Source organism: Serratia sp. MF1(2023), from assembly GCF_030954545.1.
In the GTDB taxonomy this organism is placed as follows: domain Bacteria; phylum Pseudomonadota; class Gammaproteobacteria; order Enterobacterales; family Enterobacteriaceae; genus Serratia; species Serratia sarumanii.
In genome coordinates this window covers 1-17,631 of sequence record NZ_JAVHUX010000025.1, presented here as the reverse complement: position 1 = coordinate 17,631, position 17,631 = coordinate 1, and the positions used below count along the sequence as shown (strand labels likewise).

16 protein-coding genes are annotated in these 17,631 nt (G+C 62.4%); 3 read left to right on the top strand and 13 right to left on the bottom strand.

Annotated elements, in window-relative coordinates; translation table 11 throughout:
• Nucleotides 1-95 precede the first annotated feature (95 nt).
• Together prlC and rsmJ are read left to right on the top strand one after the other, a co-directional pair.
• Nucleotides 96-2,138 (top strand): oligopeptidase A, encoded by a 2,043-nt coding sequence (gene prlC / locus REA38_RS14095; protein WP_033649387.1) that lies wholly within the window; start codon nucleotides 96-98, stop codon nucleotides 2,136-2,138.
• Between the two features lie 8 nt (nucleotides 2,139-2,146).
• Entirely contained in the window at nucleotides 2,147-2,893 is a 747-nt protein-coding gene (gene rsmJ / locus REA38_RS14090; protein ID WP_308886067.1) for a 16S rRNA (guanine(1516)-N(2))-methyltransferase RsmJ, read from the top strand.
• Nucleotides 2,894-2,921: 28 nt separating this feature from the next.
• Here rsmJ and REA38_RS14085 read toward each other — a convergent pair whose 3' ends face one another.
• The 13 genes from REA38_RS14085 to REA38_RS14025 form a co-directional block, all read right to left on the bottom strand.
• Nucleotides 2,922-3,521 carry an SIS domain-containing protein gene (locus REA38_RS14085; protein ID WP_033654479.1) on the bottom strand — a complete coding sequence of 200 codons (600 nt, stop codon included), beginning with the start codon at nucleotides 3,519-3,521 and terminating at the stop codon, nucleotides 2,922-2,924.
• A complete protein-coding gene (locus REA38_RS14080) occupies nucleotides 3,521-5,158 on the bottom strand; it encodes an FGGY-family carbohydrate kinase (protein ID WP_039569021.1) in 1,638 nt (545 codons plus the stop codon). Before REA38_RS14080 ends, REA38_RS14085 begins: the two co-directional genes overlap by 1 nt.
• Nucleotides 5,159-5,168: 10 nt before the next feature.
• Nucleotides 5,169-6,122, bottom strand: a complete 954-nt coding sequence (locus tag REA38_RS14075) for an ABC transporter permease (protein ID WP_308886065.1) — start codon at nucleotides 6,120-6,122, stop codon at nucleotides 5,169-5,171.
• A gap of 1 nt (nucleotide 6,123) precedes the next feature.
• Entirely contained in the window at nucleotides 6,124-7,113 is a 990-nt protein-coding gene (locus tag REA38_RS14070) for an ABC transporter permease (RefSeq protein WP_047729644.1), read from the bottom strand.
• A complete protein-coding gene (locus REA38_RS14065; RefSeq protein WP_060420127.1) occupies nucleotides 7,106-8,605 on the bottom strand; it encodes a sugar ABC transporter ATP-binding protein in 1,500 nt (499 codons plus the stop codon). The genes REA38_RS14070 and REA38_RS14065 overlap by 8 nt, the downstream gene beginning before the upstream one ends.
• Nucleotides 8,606-8,709: 104 nt before the next feature.
• Complete coding sequence (locus REA38_RS14060; protein WP_033649381.1) at nucleotides 8,710-9,696, bottom strand: autoinducer 2 ABC transporter substrate-binding protein; 987 nt, start codon at nucleotides 9,694-9,696, stop codon at nucleotides 8,710-8,712.
• 329 nt (nucleotides 9,697-10,025) lie between these two features.
• Entirely contained in the window at nucleotides 10,026-11,369 is a 1,344-nt protein-coding gene (gene gdhA / locus REA38_RS14055) for an NADP-specific glutamate dehydrogenase (protein WP_033649380.1), read from the bottom strand.
• A 200-nt stretch (nucleotides 11,370-11,569) separates the two neighbouring features.
• On the bottom strand, nucleotides 11,570-12,007 hold the full coding sequence (gene uspA / locus REA38_RS14050; RefSeq protein WP_004930988.1) for a universal stress protein UspA: 438 nt from the start codon (nucleotides 12,005-12,007) through the stop codon (nucleotides 11,570-11,572).
• 266 nt (nucleotides 12,008-12,273) lie between these two features.
• Complete coding sequence (locus REA38_RS14045) at nucleotides 12,274-13,182, bottom strand: LysR family transcriptional regulator (RefSeq protein WP_033654477.1); 909 nt, start codon at nucleotides 13,180-13,182, stop codon at nucleotides 12,274-12,276.
• Nucleotides 13,183-13,234: 52 nt separating this feature from the next.
• Nucleotides 13,235-13,816: a DUF924 family protein gene (locus tag REA38_RS14040; RefSeq protein WP_308886064.1), complete on the bottom strand. Its 582-nt coding sequence runs from the start codon at nucleotides 13,814-13,816 to the stop codon at nucleotides 13,235-13,237.
• Between the two features lie 5 nt (nucleotides 13,817-13,821).
• Entirely contained in the window at nucleotides 13,822-15,576 is a 1,755-nt protein-coding gene (locus REA38_RS14035; protein WP_043148360.1) for a monovalent cation:proton antiporter-2 (CPA2) family protein, read from the bottom strand.
• Complete coding sequence (locus tag REA38_RS14030; RefSeq protein WP_223182202.1) at nucleotides 15,569-15,832, bottom strand: hypothetical protein; 264 nt, start codon at nucleotides 15,830-15,832, stop codon at nucleotides 15,569-15,571. Before REA38_RS14030 ends, REA38_RS14035 begins: the two co-directional genes overlap by 8 nt.
• A gap of 72 nt (nucleotides 15,833-15,904) precedes the next feature.
• Nucleotides 15,905-16,678: an SDR family oxidoreductase gene (locus REA38_RS14025; RefSeq protein WP_043148361.1), complete on the bottom strand. Its 774-nt coding sequence runs from the start codon at nucleotides 16,676-16,678 to the stop codon at nucleotides 15,905-15,907.
• A gap of 432 nt (nucleotides 16,679-17,110) precedes the next feature.
• Between REA38_RS14025 and uspB the strand changes: the two genes are divergently transcribed.
• Complete coding sequence (gene uspB, locus REA38_RS14020) at nucleotides 17,111-17,446, top strand: universal stress protein UspB (protein ID WP_016930435.1); 336 nt, start codon at nucleotides 17,111-17,113, stop codon at nucleotides 17,444-17,446.
• The last annotated feature ends 185 nt before the right edge of the window (nucleotides 17,447-17,631 follow it).

Below are 17,631 nucleotides of genomic sequence, written 5' to 3'. Positions count from 1 at the left end.
CATTGATTTTCCTGTTGTCTGGCTCCATGTTAGAGATTCATACGCATTTTAAGGCTCGCCCCACGGCGGGCCCCAACGCTAATCAGGACTGCCCTATGACAAATCCGTTGCTGACCCCGTTTTCCCTGCCGCCGTTCTCGGCGATCCGCCCTGAAGATATCGTGCCTGCGGTGCAATCCGCGCTGGCGGACTGCCGCGCCGCGGTAGAGCGCGTGGTCGCGCAGCCGGGGCCGTTCACCTGGGACAATCTGTGTCAGCCGCTGGCGGAGTCGGACGATCGGCTGTCGCGCATCTGGTCGCCGATCGGGCACCTGAACTCGGTGAAAAACAGCCCGGAGCTGCGCGCCGCCTATGAGCAGGCGCTGCCGCTGCTGTCCGAGTACGGCACCTGGGTCGGCCAGCACGAAGGGCTGTACCAGGCCTACCGCAGCCTGAAAGAGGGCGCGGCGTTCGAGGCGCTGAGCGTGCCGCAGCGCAAGGCGGTGGACAACGCGCTGCGCGATTTCGAACTGTCGGGCATCGGCCTGTCGGCGGATAAACAGCAGCGCTACGGCGAGATCGTCGCGCGCCTGTCCGAACTGGGTTCCACCTACAGCAACAACGTGCTCGACGCCACCATGGGCTGGAGCAAACTGATTACCGACGAAGCCGAGCTGAGCGGCCTGCCGGAGAGCGCCCTGGCGCAGGCACAGGCGATGGCGCAGGCCAAAGAGCAGGACGGTTGGCTGCTGACGCTGGACATGCCGAGCTACCTGCCGGTGCTGACCTACGCCGACAACCGCGCGCTGCGCGAAGAGATGTACCGCGCCTTCGCCACCCGCGCCTCCGATCAGGGGCCGAACGCCGGCAAATGGGACAACAGCGAAGTGATGGCGGAAACGCTGGCGCTGCGCCACGAGCTGGCTCAGCTGCTGGGCTTCGACACCTACGCCGACAAGTCGCTGGCGACCAAAATGGCGGAGAGCCCGGAGCAGGTGATCGGCTTCCTGAGCGATCTGGCCAAGCGCGCCCGCCCGCAGGCCGAGCAAGAGCTGGCGCAGCTGCGCGCCTTCGCCAAACAGCACTATGGCGTGGACGAGCTCGAAGCCTGGGACATCACCTATTACGGCGAAAAACAGAAGCAGCACCTGTTCTCCATCAGCGACGAGCAACTGCGCCCGTACTTCCCGGAACAGCGGGTGGTGGAAGGGCTGTTCGAAGTGGTGAAACGCATCTACGGCATCACCGCCAAAGAGCGTAAAGACGTGGAGACCTGGCATCCGGACGTGCGCTTCTTCGATCTGTTCGCCGCCGACGGCGAGCTGCGCGGCAGCTTCTATCTCGATTTGTACGCCCGCGAAAACAAACGCGGCGGCGCCTGGATGGACGACTGCGTCGGCAGCCTGCGCAAGGCCGACGGCACGCTGCAAAAGCCGGTCGCTTACCTGACCTGCAATTTCAACCGCCCGCTGGGCGACCAGCCGGCGCTGTTCACCCATAACGAAGTGACCACGCTGTTCCACGAGTTCGGCCATGGTCTGCACCACATGCTGACGCAGATCGATACCGCCGGCGTCTCCGGCATCAACGGGGTGCCGTGGGATGCGGTCGAGCTGCCGAGCCAGTTTATGGAAAACTGGTGCTGGGAGCCGGAAGCGCTGGCGTTTATCTCGGGCCATTACCAGAGCGGCGAGCCGCTGCCGAAGGCCATGCTCGACAAGCTGCTGGCGGCCAAGAATTACCAGGCGGCGCTGTTCATCCTGCGCCAGCTGGAGTTCGGCCTGTTCGATTTCCGCATGCACTTCGAATACAGCCCGGAAAAAGGGGCGCAGATCCTGCCGACGCTGGCGGAAGTGAAGAAAATGGTGGCGGTGGTGCCTTCGCCAAGCTGGGGCCGCTTCCCGCACGCCTTCAGCCACATCTTTGCCGGCGGCTATGCGGCGGGTTACTACAGCTACCTGTGGGCGGAAGTGCTGTCGGCCGACGCCTACTCGCGCTTCGAAGAAGAAGGGATTTTCAACGCCGAAACCGGCAAATCCTTCCTCGACAACATCCTGTCGCGCGGCGGTTCGGAAGAGCCGATGGCGCTGTTCAAACGCTTCCGTGGCCGCGAGCCGCAGCTGGATGCTATGCTGCGCCATTACGGCATTAAAGGATAACCCGACACGTGAGCGTGTGTTTATTGTGTGAAGCAGGCGCCGATCCCGGCGCCTTGTCTGTTTTGGCGCAGCGCTGGCGGCTGACGTCCGACGACGACGCGCCGATGGCGCTGATACTGACCCCGCAGCGGCTGGAGCTGCGCAAGCGCGACGAGCCGAAGCTCGGCGGAATCTACGTCGATTTCGTCACCGGCACCATGGCGCACCGGCGCCGCTTCGGCGGCGGCCGCGGCGAGGCGGTGGCCAAAGCGGTCGGCATCAAGGGCAGCTATCTGCCGGACGTGGTGGACGCCACCGCCGGGCTGGGGCGCGACGCCTTCGTGCTGGCGGCGCTGGGCTGCCGGGTGCGGATGCTGGAGCGCAATCCGGTGGTGGCGGCGTTGCTGGACGACGGTCTGCAGCGCGGCTATCTGGATGCGGAAATCGGCCCGTGGCTGCGCGAGCGCCTGACGCTGCTGCACGCCTCCAGCCTGACGGCGCTGGCGGATCTCAGCCCGCGCCCTGAAGTGGTGTATCTCGATCCGATGTTCCCGCACAAGCAGAAAAGCGCGCTGGTGAAGAAAGAGATGCGGGTGTTTCAATCGCTGGTGGGCAGCGACGATGACGCCGACGGCCTGCTGGAGCCGGCGCGCCGCCTGGCGACCAAGCGCGTGGTGGTGAAACGCCCGGACTACGCGCCGCCGCTGGCCGACGTGCCGGCGCACGCCGCCACGCTGACCAAAAGCCACCGTTTCGATATCTATATGCCGCTGTAATGTCTGCCGGGCCCGCGGTGTCGGGCCCTCAGTTTTCCTCCCGCAAGCTTTTCCCCACGCCGCCGCCCGGATGCACTGCCAGCAAGGCGTCCTTGTCGTAACCGCTGCGCGCCATCAGGCAGGCGCAGGCGGCGTCGAAGATCGCCAGCACCAGCACAATTGAGGTGGTGGCCAGCATGTTCAGCGGATCTATCTCCTTTTGCACCCCGGTGGCGATCGTCAACTGCGCCGCCTGTGCGATGGCGGAATGCGGGTTTTCCGTCACCGCGATCAGCGTCACGCCCTTGGCCTGCAGCGTCGGCAGCAGGCGGGTCAGCTCGTCGGAATTGCCGCCGCGCGAGATCAGGATCAGCAGATCGTCGGCGCGCAGAAAGCCCAGATCGCCGTGCGCCGCGCCGGTGGCGTCGAGGTAGACCGCCGGCCGTTCCACGCAGGCCAGCATGTGGGCTATCTTGCGCGCCGCAATCCCCGAGGTGCCGACGCCGGTGACGGCAATTTTACCGCGGCAGTCGGCCAGCAGCGTCAGCAGCCGCTGCCAGGTGCGCGCGTCGAGGCGCTCGCCCAGCTGCGCCAGCTCCTGACTGTAGGTTTGCCAACCCTGCACCGCCTGCCGCCATTCCTGCTGCATCACGCCTCCTCCTGCATCAACCGGCGGTATTTCATGTGGTCGTTGTACAGCTCGTGGAATACCCGGTATTTGCGGTCGTAGTAGCTTTTTATCTGGTTGGTCTGCGGCGTGACCGTCTTGCCGATGCGGCTCATGGCGCTCATCGCCTCCGGCAGGGTGTCGAACACGCCCGCCGCCACGGTGCCCATCATCGCGCCGCCGAGCAGCATCGCTTCGCTCTCCTCCGGCAGCAGCATGGCGCAGCCGGTGGCGTTGGCGTGCTCCTGCACGAAGATCGGGTTCTTGGTGCCGCCGCCGCTGGCCATGATGGTGTCGATGCTGTAGCCGCTGTGGTTCATGGTTTCGATGATGTGGCGGGTGCCGAGCGCGATGGCCTGAATGGTGGCCAGGTAGTGCAGCGCCATGTCCTCCGGCGTGCGCGACAGCTTCAGCCCGGTCAGGATGCCGGTCAGCGTCGGGTTGGCGCGCGGCGAGCGGTTGCCGTGGAAGTACGGCAGCATATGAATGTCCTGCGTCAGGAAGGCGATATTCTCCGGCTCGCCGGCCATGCGGCGCAGAATGGCGTTCAACACCTCATAGATGGTCTGCCCCTGAGTTTTCGCCTGCGTCAGCAGCTCCGGGTAGCACGGGTGCGACTGGATGACGTGGTCGATCAGCGCGCCGGTGGCGGACTGGCCGCCTTCGTTCAGCCAGTATTCCGGCAGGATCGCCGAGTAATACGGCCCCCAGACGCCGCCGATAAAGCGCGCGGTGCGCGACATCGCCATATGGCCGGTGGAGGTGCCGCCGATCAGCGCGACGCGGCGGTTGAAGTCGGCCACCTCGCCGGAGACGCCGGTGGCGCCCAGCGTGCCGAGGGTGCCGGCGTGGGCGTCGATGATCGACACGCTCACCGCCGTGCCGGCGATCAGCCCCATCTCGCCGGCGGCGCGCTGGGTCAGGCCGTGGCCCAGCGGCTCGCCCATCATTTTGACGTCGCTGCCGATCTTGGCCGCGTCATGTTCCAGCACGTCTTCCAGCCCGATCTGCTGGAAGTAGCTCTTGTCCCAGCGCTGTTCGTGGCCGAGATAGGTCCACTTGCATACCGTCGAACACAGCGAGCGGGTGGCGTCCTGGGTGGCGCGCCAGGTGAGGAAGTCCGGCAGATCGAACAGGTAGCCGGCGTTGGCCCAGGTGGTGGGCATGTGCTGTTTCAGCCACAGCAGTTTCGGCGTCTGCATCTCCGGCGAGATAATGCCGCCGACGAAGTCCAGCACCCGGTGTTTGGTGGCGTTGATGCGCTCGGCCTGGGCGATCGCCCGGTGATCCATCCACACGATGATGTTCTGTTCGGTGCGGCCGGAGGGGCTGACGGTCAGCGGCTTGCCCTCTTTATCCAGCACCACCAGCGAACAGGTGGCGTCGAAGCCCAACCCCTTGACCTGGATCGGGTTGATGTCGGCCTGGTTGACCGCGTCGCGCACCGCATTGCACACCGCCTGCCAGATGTTATCCGACGACTGCTCGACGAAATCCGCCTTCGGCCGGTACAGATCGATGGCCCGGCTGGCCTGGCCGACCATGCGGCCATTGAGATCGAATACGCCCGCGCGCGCGCTTCCGGTGCCCACATCTACGCCAATAAAATAGCTCGCCATTATTTTCTCCTCAGGCTTTTCGATTCTGTAACGCGATAAACAGGATCAGCACGCCGCCCCACAGGGCCATGGTCAGGTAGCTGCTAACCCCCAGCAAATTGAGGCCGCTTTCCAACATTTGCAGCACGATCAGCGCCAGCACCAACCCCAGAATACGGCCGAAACCGCCGTCCGGGTTAATGCCGCCCAGCACCGAGGCCAGAATGGTCACCAGCAGATAAGATTCGCCGTAGCCGGCCTTGGCCGAGTTGAACTTGGCCATCATCAGCAGGGCGGCGCCCCAGCCGAGCAGCGCCGACAGGATATACACCGCTACCTGCACCCGCGCGGTGTTCACGCCGCTGAAGCGGGTGGCCTGCTCGTTGGAGCCGATCAGGTACAGGCTGCGGCCCAGCGTGGTGTGCTCCAGCAGCAGCCACAGCCCGGCCGCCACCAGCAGGAACAGGATCAGTGCCACCGGCACGCCGAGCACGGCGCCGTTGCCGAGAAATTGAATCGCCGCCGGGAAGCCGGAGATCACCGCGCCGTTGGACAGCAGGATATTCAGACCGGTGATCAGCGTCATGGTGCCGAGCGAGGCGAGGATTGGCGAGACGCCGATCCAGGCCACCAGCGCGCCATTGAGCGCGCCGATCGCCACCGCCACCAGCAGGCCGGCCACCAGCGCCAGCGCCAGGAACAGCGGCTGGTCAGGGTGGCTGACGATGATCGCCGCCATCACCAGCGAACAGGCGTTGGCGCCGGCGATAATCGACAGGTTGATGCCGCCGGTCAGCATGGTGGTGCCCATGCCGAGCGCCAGCAGGCCGAGGATCGGCAGCTGCGAGGCGATCGACTGGAAGTTGCCGAGGCTGAAGAAGCGCGATCCGAGCAGCCCGGCGAACAGCAGCGCCACCGCGATGATGATCGCGCCCTGCAGGCGAATGATCCGATCGTTTGGGATCAACCGAGTTAACTGCGTCATGTCAGATCTCCTTGAGCAGCTTGCGTTTTTCGTTCCAGGCAGTGGTGCTGATGCTGATCAAAATGATCGCGCCGCTGAATACCTGGTGCCAATAGGCCGAGACGCTGAGCAGCGTCAGCCCGTTTTGCAGGAAGGCCAGCAGCACCACGCCGAGCAGGGTACCGGTCAACGAGCCGCGGCCGCCGCTCATGCTGGTGCCGCCCAGCACCACCGCCGCCAATACCGTCAGCTCGAAGCCGAGCAGCGAGTTGGGGGCCACCGACTGGGTGATCTGCGCCTGCACCACCGCCGCGACGCCGGCCAGAATGCCCATGTAGCCGTAGACGCAAAAATGCAGCCGCAGCAGGTTCAACCCCAGGCGCGACGCCGCGTCGCGGTTGCCGCCCATGGCGTAGATCTGGCGCCCCAGCCGGGTGCGGTTCATCAGCACGCCGGTGACGACGATGGTCCCCAGCAGGCACAGCAGCGGCAGCGTCAGGCCGTAGTCGTAGCCGTCGGCGCCCTGGAACGAGAACCAGTTGATGCCGTTCATGAACCAGTCCGGGAAGCCGTACAGCCAGGTACCGTTGGTGGCGTACACCAGCAGGCCGTAGAACAGGTTGAGGGTGGCGATGGTGATGATGATCGCCGGCACTTTCAGCCAGTACACCAGGAAACCGTTCACCAGCCCGAGCAGCAGGCCAACGCCAATCGCCAGGGCGAACGCCAGCGGGAAGCTGCCGCCGTGCTGGATCACCCAGCTGGCCATCACGTATTGGGCGATGGCGGTGACCGCCGGGAACGAAATGTCGATGCCGCCGGCGATCAGCACCACGAACAGCCCGCAGGCCAGGATGCCGAGAATGGCGTAGCTGGTGGCGACGTCGGTCAGGTTGCCGAGCGTCAGAAACTCGTCGGTGCCGGCGCTCAGGCCGATTGCCAGCAGCAGCACCAACAGGCCGAGATAAAACTCGTGCCGCCCGGCCAGGCGGGCCAATAATGACTTATCCATTCACCACCTCGGCGATCTGTTGCTCGGTACTCTGGTGCGGCGCAAACTCGGCGATCAGCTCGCCCTTGCGCATCACCATCACCCGATGGCTGTTGTAATAGGCTTCCGGGATCTCGTCGCATATCATCAGCACCGCCATGCCCAGCTGCGCCAGATCGCGGGCGATCTGGTAGATCCCCTCTTTGTTGGCGATGTCCACGCCGACGGTGGGCGAGTCGAGGATCAGGATCTTCGGCTGGGTCGCCACCCACTTGGCGATGGCGATGCGCTGGGCGTTGCCGCCGGACAGGGTTTTCACCGGCAATGCGCTGTCGGACACCTTGATGTTCAGATCGCGGATCAGCCGGTTGACCAGCTCGGTCGCTTTGGCGTGATCCAGCAGCCCGAGCGAGGTATGCAGCCGATCGAAGACGGTGACGATGGTGTTGTCGTAGATCGATTGCTCCATGATCAACCCCTGCGTCAGACGATCCTCCGACACATAGCCGATGCCGTGGCGCACCGCTTCGCGGTTGTTGTGCAGCTGCACCGCCTGGCCCTCGATGCGGATCTCGCCGCTGTCCGGCCGCGTCATGCCGAACAGGCTGAGGCACAGTTCGGTGCGGCCGGCGCCGAGCAGGCCGACGATCGAGACGATCTCGCCGCCGCGCAGCGCCAGATTGACGTTGCGGTATTTCTCGCCGCGGCTGAGGTTGCGCACTTCGAGCAGCGGCGCCTGTTCGGCCGGCGGCAGCGGCGGCAGCGGGCTGTAGTGGAAGCGTTGGCCGGTCATCAGGAACGCCAGTTCGTGGCTGTCCAGTTCGCTGGCCGGCCAGGTGCCCACCAGCTTGCCGTCGCGCATCACGCTGATGCGATCGGCGACTTCCATCACTTCATCCAATCTGTGGCTGACGAATACCACGCAGATGCCGGCCGCCTTCAGCTCGTTGACCACCCGCAGCAGGCCGTCGACCTCCTGGCGGGTCAGCGAGGCGGTCGGTTCGTCCATGATAACCAACCGCGCCTCGGCGGCGATGGCGCGGCAAATCGCCACCAGTTGCCGATCGGCGATCGAAAGTTTTTCCACCTTTTTATCGGGATCGATGCGTATGCCGACCCGCGCCATGGCGTCGAGCGCCGTCTGGCGCATCACCCGCTTGCGTACCCAGAAATGGCCGCCGGGCAGGTAACGGTGGATGGCGATGTTCTCCGCCACCGTCAGGTTGGGGAACAGCGACAGGTCCTGGTAGATAACCTGTATGCCGTAATAACCGGACAGCTGAGGCGTCAGGGCGTGGAAGAGTTTGCCTTCAAGCGAAATGTTGGCGCCTTTTTCCGGCTGATAGACGCCGGAGATGATTTTAATGATGGTGCTTTTGCCGCAGCCGTTTTGCCCGGCCAGGCAGTGCACTTCGCCAATATTGAGCGTCAGGTTGATCTGGTCTAATGCCAGCACGCCTGGGAATCGCTTGCTGATATTCTCCAGGGTGATAAATGCGGGGGAGGCTGTCATAACGTTAACCTGTGCTTGCGTAGCGGCCGAAGCCCTGGGCGCAGCAAGCTGCGCCCCTACGAGGGTTTAACTACTTTCCCGGTGTGGCGAAATTACGCGAAAAATCAGAATCCAAGCGATTGGGCGTTGTCTTTGGTGACTTCCAAAATCTTGTTAAACCGAATCACTTTGTGTTCCATATCGACGTCGGCCTTGCCGAGGCCCTCGATCGCCAGATCCTTGTTCACTTCCTTGCCCTGCAGCAGCTGGTCGGCCACCGTCACCAGCGCATAGCCGGCGTCTTTCGGATCCCACAGCAGCGCTTTTTTGATGTCGCCGCGCATCAGGTAAGGGGCGGCCTGCGCCGGCATGGCGATGCCCACCACCGCGATCTTGTCCTTGGCGCGTTTCTTGGCCACCGCCTGGCCGGCGCCGATCGGGCCGAGCGAGCCGAAGCCGATGATGCCCTTCATCTGCGGATAGGTTTTCATCAGATCCAGCGTGGTGGCGTAGGATTTGTCGATGCTTTCCGCCACCGGCAGGCGCGAGGTGACTTCAAACATGTCCGGGTATTTTTCTTTCTGGTATTTGATGGCGGAATCGGCCCAGGCGTTGTGCAGCGGCACGGTCAGCGAGCCGACGTAGATCGCGTAGCCGCCTTTGCCGCCCATGTCTTTCGCCAGCTCATCGACGTTGGCCTGCGCGTATTTCTCGCTGTCGATGGTCTCGATGTCCCACTGGCCGATCTGCTGGTCCGGGGATTCATGGGTCAGCACCACGATGCCTTTGTCGCGCGCTTTTTTCAGCACCGGCTCCAGCACCTTGGCGTCGTTCGGCACCACGATGATGGCGTTGACGTTCTTGGCGATCAGATCCTCAATCACCTTGACCTGCGCGGCCGGATCCGGGGTAGAAGGGCCGGTCTGGTAGGCGTTGACGTCGAGTTTTTTCGCCGCTTCGTTGACGCCCACTTCCATGCGGTTGAACCACGGAATGCCGGTCACTTTGGCGACTACGGCAATCTCATATTTATCAGCGGCGAACACAGGTGTTGTCGATAACATGCACGCAGAAACCACACATGCATTTAATAATGCGAGGTTAAATTTCATTAGCTGTACCTTTTTTTATCTGTAGGGGTGGCGGTTTTTCCACCGCTGCAGATTACAAAGGAATGGAAGAGGGAGCGTAGCTGAAGTTAACGAAATGTGATCCGCGCACATTAAAGTAAAATAGTGACGTATTTTGTGTTAAATAAATGTTTAATTATTTGATGGTGGTAAATTTACTACCGATTAAGAAGCAATAAATAACTATTTGTTAACCTTTGTTTAACTAATTGGCATCATTTGGATGGCGAGAAAGCATAAAAAAATGCCGGCGCAGAGGCCGGCATTGAAGCATTTAATCGATGTGTGAACAAGATCACCTTTAAGGCGGATTACAGCACGCCCTGCGCCAGCATGGCGTCGGCGACCTTGACGAAACCGGCGATATTCGCGCCGTGCACGTAGTGGGTTTGCTTGCCTTCGCCGCCGTATTCCACGCAGGCGTGGTGAATATCGGCCATGATATGTTGTAAACGTACATCCACTTTCTCTGCCCGCCAGCCGATGCGCGCGGCGTTTTGCGCCATCTCCAGCCCCGAGGTGGCCACGCCGCCGGCGTTGGCCGCCTTGCCCGGCGCGAACAGCACGCCGGCGTCGAGGAAGGCGTCGGTGGCCTGGATGGTGGTCGGCATGTTGGCGCCTTCCGCTACCGCCTTCACCCCGTTGCGGATCAGCGTCTGCGCCGCCTCGAGATCCAGTTCGTTCTGGGTGGCGCACGGCAGGGCGATATCCACCGGCACGTTCCACGGCTGCTGGCCGGCCAGATAGGTCAGGCCGCGTTCGCGGGCATAGTCCGCCACCCGGCCGTAGCGTTGGTTTTTGATCTCCGCCAGGTGCGCCAGCTTCTCGGTGGTGAAGCCGTCCTCGTCCACCAGGGTGCCGCCGGAATCCGACACGGTGATCACGCGCGCGTCCAGCTCCAGCGCTTTCTCGATGGTGTACTGCGCCACGTTGCCGGAGCCGGACACCGCCACCCGCATGCCCTCAAAGCCCAGGCCGTGGCGCTGCAGCATGGCGTCGGTGAAGTACACCAGGCCGTAGCCGGTCGCCTCGGGGCGGATCAGGCTGCCGCCGAAGGAGAGACCCTTGCCGGTAAACACGCAGGCGGTGTTGTTGGACAGTTTCTTCATCATGCCGGCCATAAAGCCGACTTCACGGCCGCCGACGCCGATGTCGCCGGCCGGCACGTCGGTGTCCGGCCCCAGATGGCGATACAGCTCGGTCATCAGCGCCTGGCAGAAGCGCATGATCTCGCCCTGGCTTTTGCCCTTGGGATCGAAATCGGAGCCGCCTTTGCCGCCGCCCATCGGCAGGGTGGTCAACGCGTTCTTGAAGGTCTGCTCAAAACCGAGGAACTTCAGGATCGACAGGTTTACCGACGGATGGAAGCGCATGCCGCCCTTATAGGGGCCGATGGCCGAGTTGAACTGCACGCGGAAGGCGCGGTTGACCTGCACCTGGCCGCGATCGTCCACCCAGCTGACGCGGAACTGAATGACGCGCTCGGGCTCCACCAGGCGCTCCAGCAGGGCCTGTTCGCGATAGCGCGGGTTGCGTTCGATAAACGGCCACAGCGAGGTGAAGACTTCGCGCACCGCCTGCAGATATTCCGGCTGGTGGGGGTTATGGCGCTGTAACGAGGACAGGAAAGACTCTACCGATACGGCATATTCCATGGATAACTCCTTTTAGCATTAAGTTTTCCCCCGCTATTTCTTATAGATATGGGTATAGGCGATGCCCGGGGGAGGATGTTGTGTCTTTAGCGACTATATCATCGGAGGGCGGTTGATTATCAAGCGATTAATCGGCGTGGCGGCATGAAAAACGCCCGCAGGGCGCGGGCGTTGGGCAATTAAGTTAGCAAGTGCTTACTTTATTCGTCTTCTTCATCGCGCAGCGGCACGATCAGCATATCGATGTGCACGGTATTGATCAGCTGGCGAGCGGAAGACATCAGCTTGCTCCAGAAATCCTGGTGGTGGCCGCACAGTACCAGATCCATGTCATATTTCTTGATGGCATCGACCAATACCTGCGCCAGATCGCCGCTGCCGCTCAGGGTCTCGGTGATCGGGTAGCCGGCGTTTTGCGACAGCTCGGTCAGCGCCTGATGGGTTTCCTCAGAGATGCGTTTTTGCATGTCGCCGAGATTGACGTCGATCAGGCCGGTATAGAGGTCGGAATAGTTGACATCGACGTGGATCAGAGAAACTTTAGCGTTGTACGGCCGCGCCATCGAGACGGCTTTTTCTACCAGGATCTTGCTTTCCGGGGATAGGTCCACCGCGATCAGTATGTGTTTGTAAGCCATAAGAATACTCCTTCCATAAACATGCCGATTAAAAGGGTTAGCAGGCGTTCCGTTTACCCGCCTTGCGCTTTTGGTTCCATAGTATCATTCGGATAACGCAATGATATGTTGGGGCGATCACACTGCGCCGCATCGAAAATCTCTCCGCCCGATACCTTTCGTTGTACACCCGCGCGGCGTAAAAGCCTATTGATTATGCGGATGCTGCCGGTCTGACCGCTTGAATTATAAGCGTTATTAAACAAAGTATAGCGCTAAATGCGCAATCAGCGCTCCAGATGCGGCTGCAGCAGGCTTTCAAACCACTCGTGAAACACCGCCAGGCGGCGTGAGCGCTGGCGACGATGGGGATAGATCAGGGCGATCGGCATGGAGGCGGCGCGGTAAGCGGGCAGGACTTCCACCAGTTCACCGGCGTCGAGCAGGTGTTGCACGTCGTAGCGCGGGATTTGCATCAGCCCCAGCCCGGCGCGGCAGCAGGCGATATAGCTCTCGGCGTTGTTGACCACCACCCGGCTGGGCAGTTCGAGCCGCTGGGTATGGCCGTCGTCGGTCAGGTATTCCCAGGGGGATTCGCGGCCGGTTTTGGGCGAGGCGTAACCGATGCTCCTGTGCCCCTCGGCAAGATCGGCGGGCTGAAGCGGATGGCCGAATTCGCTCAGGTAGGCGGGGCTGGCGCAGTTGATCAGCGCGATATGGCCGAGCGGGCGCATCACCAGGCTGCTGTCGTGCAGATCGCCGACGCGCACCGCGCAGTCGACCCCTTCCTGCACCAGATCGATGGCGCGATCGGCGGAGCCGAGCACCAGCTGCAGGTGGGGATGGCGCCGCAGCAGGCTGGGCAGCGCCGGCGCGATCAGCCGGCGGGCGATGCGGCTCGGCACGTCGACGCTGAGCCGCCCGGAGGCCTGGCGCTGGCTGGCCTGAAACGACTGATCGATATCCTCCACCTCGGCCAGCAGCGGGCGCAGTCGCTCGAGCAGCTGTTCGCCGTCGGCGGTCAGCCGCACCTGCCGCGTGGTGCGGTGCAGCAGGCGCACGCCCAGCTGCGTTTCCAGCTGTTGCACGGCGGCGGACACCGAGGCGCGCGGCACCTCCAGCACATGGGCTGCGCGGATAAAGCTGCCCATCTCCGCCACCTGCACGAATACGCGGTATTGATTGAATCTGTCCATCGATGCGCCCGTTATTGTCCTTATTATTGCCGCTTAATGCATTCCTGCGGCGTTATCCGGCAAACCCTCCTTGCTCCAGGAAGGCTTGCTCCTGCGTGGTAGTATCGCGCAACAGCAGCTGATTGCGATGTGGGAAACGACCGAAACGGCGGATGATATCGCGGTGTCCCTCGGCGTGCGCGCGTTCAGCCGGCCCCAGTTGAGCGTTTAGCGCCACGGAAAGACCCTGATCGGCGAGATTTTCCGAGTGGGCGAACGGCAGGCAAAAAAACAGGCGCAGCGAAGGCTCGACGGCCTGCATGTAGTTCGCCGTAATGGCGATGCGGGCGAAGCGGCGCGCCAGCGGATCGGTGGCGTACATGTGGGCGGTGTTGCGAAAAGCGTTGCGCGGAAATTGGTCGAGCAGGATCATCAGCGCCAGCGCGCTTTCCGGCATCTTAAGCCAGTCGTCGCGTTCACGCCGGGCCGCCGCCAGATGCAGGCCCAAAAAGCGTGCGCGAAAGCGTTGGTCGAAGCGCGGATCCTGCCGGAACCATTGCTCTGCGCCGGCGTCTTGCCAAAACCGCACCACCTCATCGGCCGTTTGATTATCGGCCGCGAGCGCATCGCTGCGCCGGCGGAAAAGGGTCGGCATGCCCGTCATTCCTTCTTCGCCTTGGTCGGCGCATTGCCCAAAATCATCGATGTACCGGCGTAAATGCCGCCGGACACCTCCATCGCCAACCGTTCGGCATCTTTGCGCCGCAGCTCGGCCATCAGATCCGCCGCGGTTTCCGGATCGGAGCCCAACGCCAACATAGCTTCATGCCCGAAAGACATGGCGGACTCTAAGGTGACGCGAATTTGGTAATCCACATTGGCCTTGATCAGCGCGATGGCATGTTCGCGGTCATGAGCGCGAGCCAGCACGCGGGCCTGCGGGAAGTGGGTTTTGGCGTGTTCGACAATCTGCGTGGCGGCTTGCGGATCGTCAATGCAGACCAAGATGGCGCGGGCGTGGCCGGCGCCCGCCGCATGCAGCACATCCATGCGCGCACCGTCGCCATAGTAAACTTTGAAGCCGAAGTCTTGCGCGTCGCGGGCAACCTGGGGTTCGCGGTCGATAATGGTGATATCGGCGCCCATCGCCAAAACGTGCTGGCTGACGATCTGACCAAAACGGCCGAACCCGACGATCAGCACGCTGTTGGTCAAGCCGGTGGGCTGTTCCGTGCCGTCCAACGAGGCGTCGGACGAGGCGCGCAGGCGTTGGTGGATCAACACCGCCAGCGGTGTCAAAGCCATCGACAGCACCACGACGGCGGTCATGTTGGCGTTGGCTTCCGCAGGCAGCACCTGATTGGCCAGCGCAGCGGCGAACAGCACAAACGCAAATTCTCCCCCTTGCGCCATGAGTACGGCGCGGTCGAGAGCATCACCGTGCGAGCTTTTCGTCAACCGGGCCACGCAGTAAATACACAGGCCTTTGATGAACATCATCGCCAGCACGCCGCTGACGATCAGCGGCCAGTTGCGCGCCACCACGGCCAGATCGAGAGACATGCCGACGCCGAGGAAGAACAGCCCCAAAAGCAGACCGCGAAAGGGCTCGATGTCGGCTTCGAGCTGATGGCGGAACGTCGATTCCGACAGCAGCACGCCGGCCAAAAAGGCGCCCATGGCCATGGAGAGGCCACCCAGCTGCATCAGCAAAGCGGCGCCAAGCACTACCAGCAGCGCGGCTGCGGTCATCACTTCGCGCGCTTTGGCGTGCGCCAGAATGCGAAACAGCGGGTTCAGCAGCCAGATGCCGGCCGCCACCAGCGCGGCCAGCGCACCGGCGGCGATGGCGATGCCGCCCCAGGCGGAACCGGATACCGGCGTCGATGAACCGGCCGGCGCGATGAACGCCACCAGCGCCAGCAGCGGGACAATCATCAGATCTTCAAACAGCAATACGGCGACGATTTTCTGACCGCGCGGGCTGGCGATGTCGCCGCGTTCGCCCAACAGTTGCATGACGATGGCGGTAGACGTCAGCACGAATCCCATGCCGCAGATGAAGGAGATGGCCAATGAAAAGCCGAAGGCCATGCCGATGGCGGTGAGCAGCAGCCCGCAGCTCAATACCTGCAGGCTGCCCAGGCCGAAAATATCGCGCCGCATGTTCCACAGATGAGAAGGCCGCATCTCCAGGCCGATGATGAAGAGAAACATCACCACCCCAAGCTCGGCGGTGTGCAGGATGGTCTGCGCATCGTTGAACAAACCAAAGCCGAACGGCCCAATCGCCAAACCGGCTGCCAGATAACCCAGCACCGAGCCCAGCCCCAAGCGCTTGAACAGCGGCACGGCCACCACGGCGGCGCCCAGTAGCGTCACCACGTTGAGCAGGTCGCCGGCGCTTTCAGACATGGGCGAGGCGCCAGAATACGAACGCGGCGATGGCGGCGGGGATCGCGAACACCAGCAGCAGGATCGGCAACTCCGCCCGCAGGCTGTAGCCCGCGTGGGCGACGCCCACCCACATATTGACCGCCGCGATCAGCAACCAGGCCGGGACGAAAATTTTTGCCGCCAGCGCCATGCCCGCCGCACTGGCGCCCCAGAGCCAGCCGAACAGCACAAACAATCCCAGGAGAACCACGCCTCCGCCAATGACCATTAGCATGTGCATTGCAATATCCTCTACGCTGCGCCTCCTGGCGGGGGCGGACGCCAGACGCGCGCCCCCCATGCGGCGTTACTTGGTAGTATAGCCGCCGTTGATCAGGATGGTTTGGCCGGTAACCCACCAGCCGTCGCTGACCAGGTGGCGGATAAACGGCACCACGTCTTCGATATCGGTGAGGCCGGTTTTGCTGAACGGCGACAGCGCCGCCGCGCTTTGGTGATACGCCACCGCATCGGCGCCTTCGGCCGGATAGAAGAACGGGGTGTCCATCGGGCCGGGGCCGACCGCCGTCACGGAGATACCGCGTTCGCCGAACTCCTTGGCGGCGGCGCGGGTGAAGTGCTCCACCGGCGCCTTGGTGCCGGCGTAAGCGGCATAGAACGGCGTGAAGGCGCCGAGCAGCGAGGTGACCAGCGTGCAGATTTTACCGTTGTCGTTGAGGTGTTTGCCCGCCTCTTTCAGGAAGAAGAACGCGGTTTTGGCGTTGACCGCGGTCATCTCGTCGTACTCGGCCTCGCTGATGTCGATCATCGGCTTTTTCAGCACTTTGCCGACGGTATTGATGGCGATATCCGGCTTGCCGACGGCGGCGACCGCATCGGCGAACAGCTTCTCGACCGCGCCCGCGGTGGTCAAATCGGCCTGCAGCGCGACGCCTTGCGCCCCGGCGGCCTGGATGGCGGCGACGGTCTTATCCGCTTCGGCTTTGGAGGCGGCGCTGTTGTAGTGGATCACTACCGCTTTGGCGCCTTGTTCAGCCAAATCGCGCGCGATAAGCCCGCCGAGATTTTTGGCGCCGCCGGCGATCAGGACGGTTTTTCCCTTGATTGAATGGTTGGCCATAACAGTTTCCTTGGATGAGCGTAACGGAAACCTGAGTCTAGCCAGCGTGTGGGGAAAGATCAGCGGCGTGGGGCGGGATAGACTATCCAGGAAAAACGACTAATTGCAGACGAACGGTTATCACTTATAACGCCCCGGCGGGGGCGTTTCGGCGCGTGGCGGTAAATTTTATCCACTGATCAGGCCAGTTTGCGTTTCATTAACCTACAATGATGAATATGGGCCTCACCATTTCCCCTCTGAGTGGAATCACGCCGTGCAAATCTCTCTGTGCGGTGCGGTAACGTCTCTGGAGGCGGTGGGTTATGGGCATGGCCCGTGCAGGCAAAAAAGGGGATGAGAGCGGTAAGCTCCAGCAGAGTATCGGGTAATGAGGTAGGGCGGTTGGACCCGGCGGATGGCCGCGGATAACAACGCCTTGAGGGGGTAATCATGATCAGTACCGTCGCGCTGTTTTGGGCCTTATGTGTGGTGTGTGTGGTAAACATGGTGCGGTATTACTCTTCTCTGCGCGCATTGCTGGTGGTATTGCGCGGCTGCGATCCGCTGCTGTACCAATACGTCGACGGCGGCGGTTTCTTCACCGCCCACGGGCAACCCAGCAAGCAGCTGAGGCTGGTGCGCTATATCTTTGCGCAACGCTATGTCGAGCACCACGATCCGGAGTTTATTCGCCGCTGCGAACGGGTGCGCGGGCAGTTCATGCTGACCTCGGCCCTGTGCGGCCTGGTGGTCATCAGCCTGATAGCGCTGATGATCTGGTATTAATGCCTTCCTGTTTCCCTTGATGCAGGCAAAAAAAAGGCGGCCCTGCGGCTAATGCTGGTCACTTAAGGGTGGCCAGCAACTTTTTTATCTGGATATTTCCTGCTTCTGGCTCTGAGCTCTCTCGGATAACTTCGCTCTCTGCGACCTGGCAACACCAGCCATTTTGCCTGTTCATACAACGTTCT

Excerpts from the sequence above, each read along its gene's own strand:
- prlC (WP_033649387.1), top strand. The coding sequence starts at position 96 with ATGACAAATCCGTTGCTGACCCCGTTTTCCCTGCCGCCGTTCTCGGCG.
- REA38_RS14085 (WP_033654479.1), bottom strand. The coding sequence starts at position 3,521 with ATGCAGCAGGAATGGCGGCAGGCGGTGCAGGGTTGGCAAACCTACAGT.
- REA38_RS14080 (WP_039569021.1), bottom strand. The coding sequence starts at position 5,158 with ATGGCGAGCTATTTTATTGGCGTAGATGTGGGCACCGGAAGCGCGCGC.
- REA38_RS14075 (WP_308886065.1), bottom strand. The coding sequence starts at position 6,122 with ATGACGCAGTTAACTCGGTTGATCCCAAACGATCGGATCATTCGCCTG.
- REA38_RS14070 (WP_047729644.1), bottom strand. The coding sequence starts at position 7,113 with ATGGATAAGTCATTATTGGCCCGCCTGGCCGGGCGGCACGAGTTTTAT.
- REA38_RS14065 (WP_060420127.1), bottom strand. The coding sequence starts at position 8,605 with ATGACAGCCTCCCCCGCATTTATCACCCTGGAGAATATCAGCAAGCGA.
- REA38_RS14060 (WP_033649381.1), bottom strand. The coding sequence starts at position 9,696 with ATGAAATTTAACCTCGCATTATTAAATGCATGTGTGGTTTCTGCGTGC.
- gdhA (WP_033649380.1), bottom strand. The coding sequence starts at position 11,369 with ATGGAATATGCCGTATCGGTAGAGTCTTTCCTGTCCTCGTTACAGCGC.
- uspA (WP_004930988.1), bottom strand. The coding sequence starts at position 12,007 with ATGGCTTACAAACACATACTGATCGCGGTGGACCTATCCCCGGAAAGC.
- REA38_RS14045 (WP_033654477.1), bottom strand. The coding sequence starts at position 13,182 with ATGGACAGATTCAATCAATACCGCGTATTCGTGCAGGTGGCGGAGATG.
- REA38_RS14040 (WP_308886064.1), bottom strand. The coding sequence starts at position 13,816 with ATGCCGACCCTTTTCCGCCGGCGCAGCGATGCGCTCGCGGCCGATAAT.
- REA38_RS14035 (WP_043148360.1), bottom strand. The coding sequence starts at position 15,576 with ATGTCTGAAAGCGCCGGCGACCTGCTCAACGTGGTGACGCTACTGGGC.
- REA38_RS14030 (WP_223182202.1), bottom strand. The coding sequence starts at position 15,832 with ATGCTAATGGTCATTGGCGGAGGCGTGGTTCTCCTGGGATTGTTTGTG.
- REA38_RS14025 (WP_043148361.1), bottom strand. The coding sequence starts at position 16,678 with ATGGCCAACCATTCAATCAAGGGAAAAACCGTCCTGATCGCCGGCGGC.
- uspB (WP_016930435.1), top strand. The coding sequence starts at position 17,111 with ATGATCAGTACCGTCGCGCTGTTTTGGGCCTTATGTGTGGTGTGTGTG.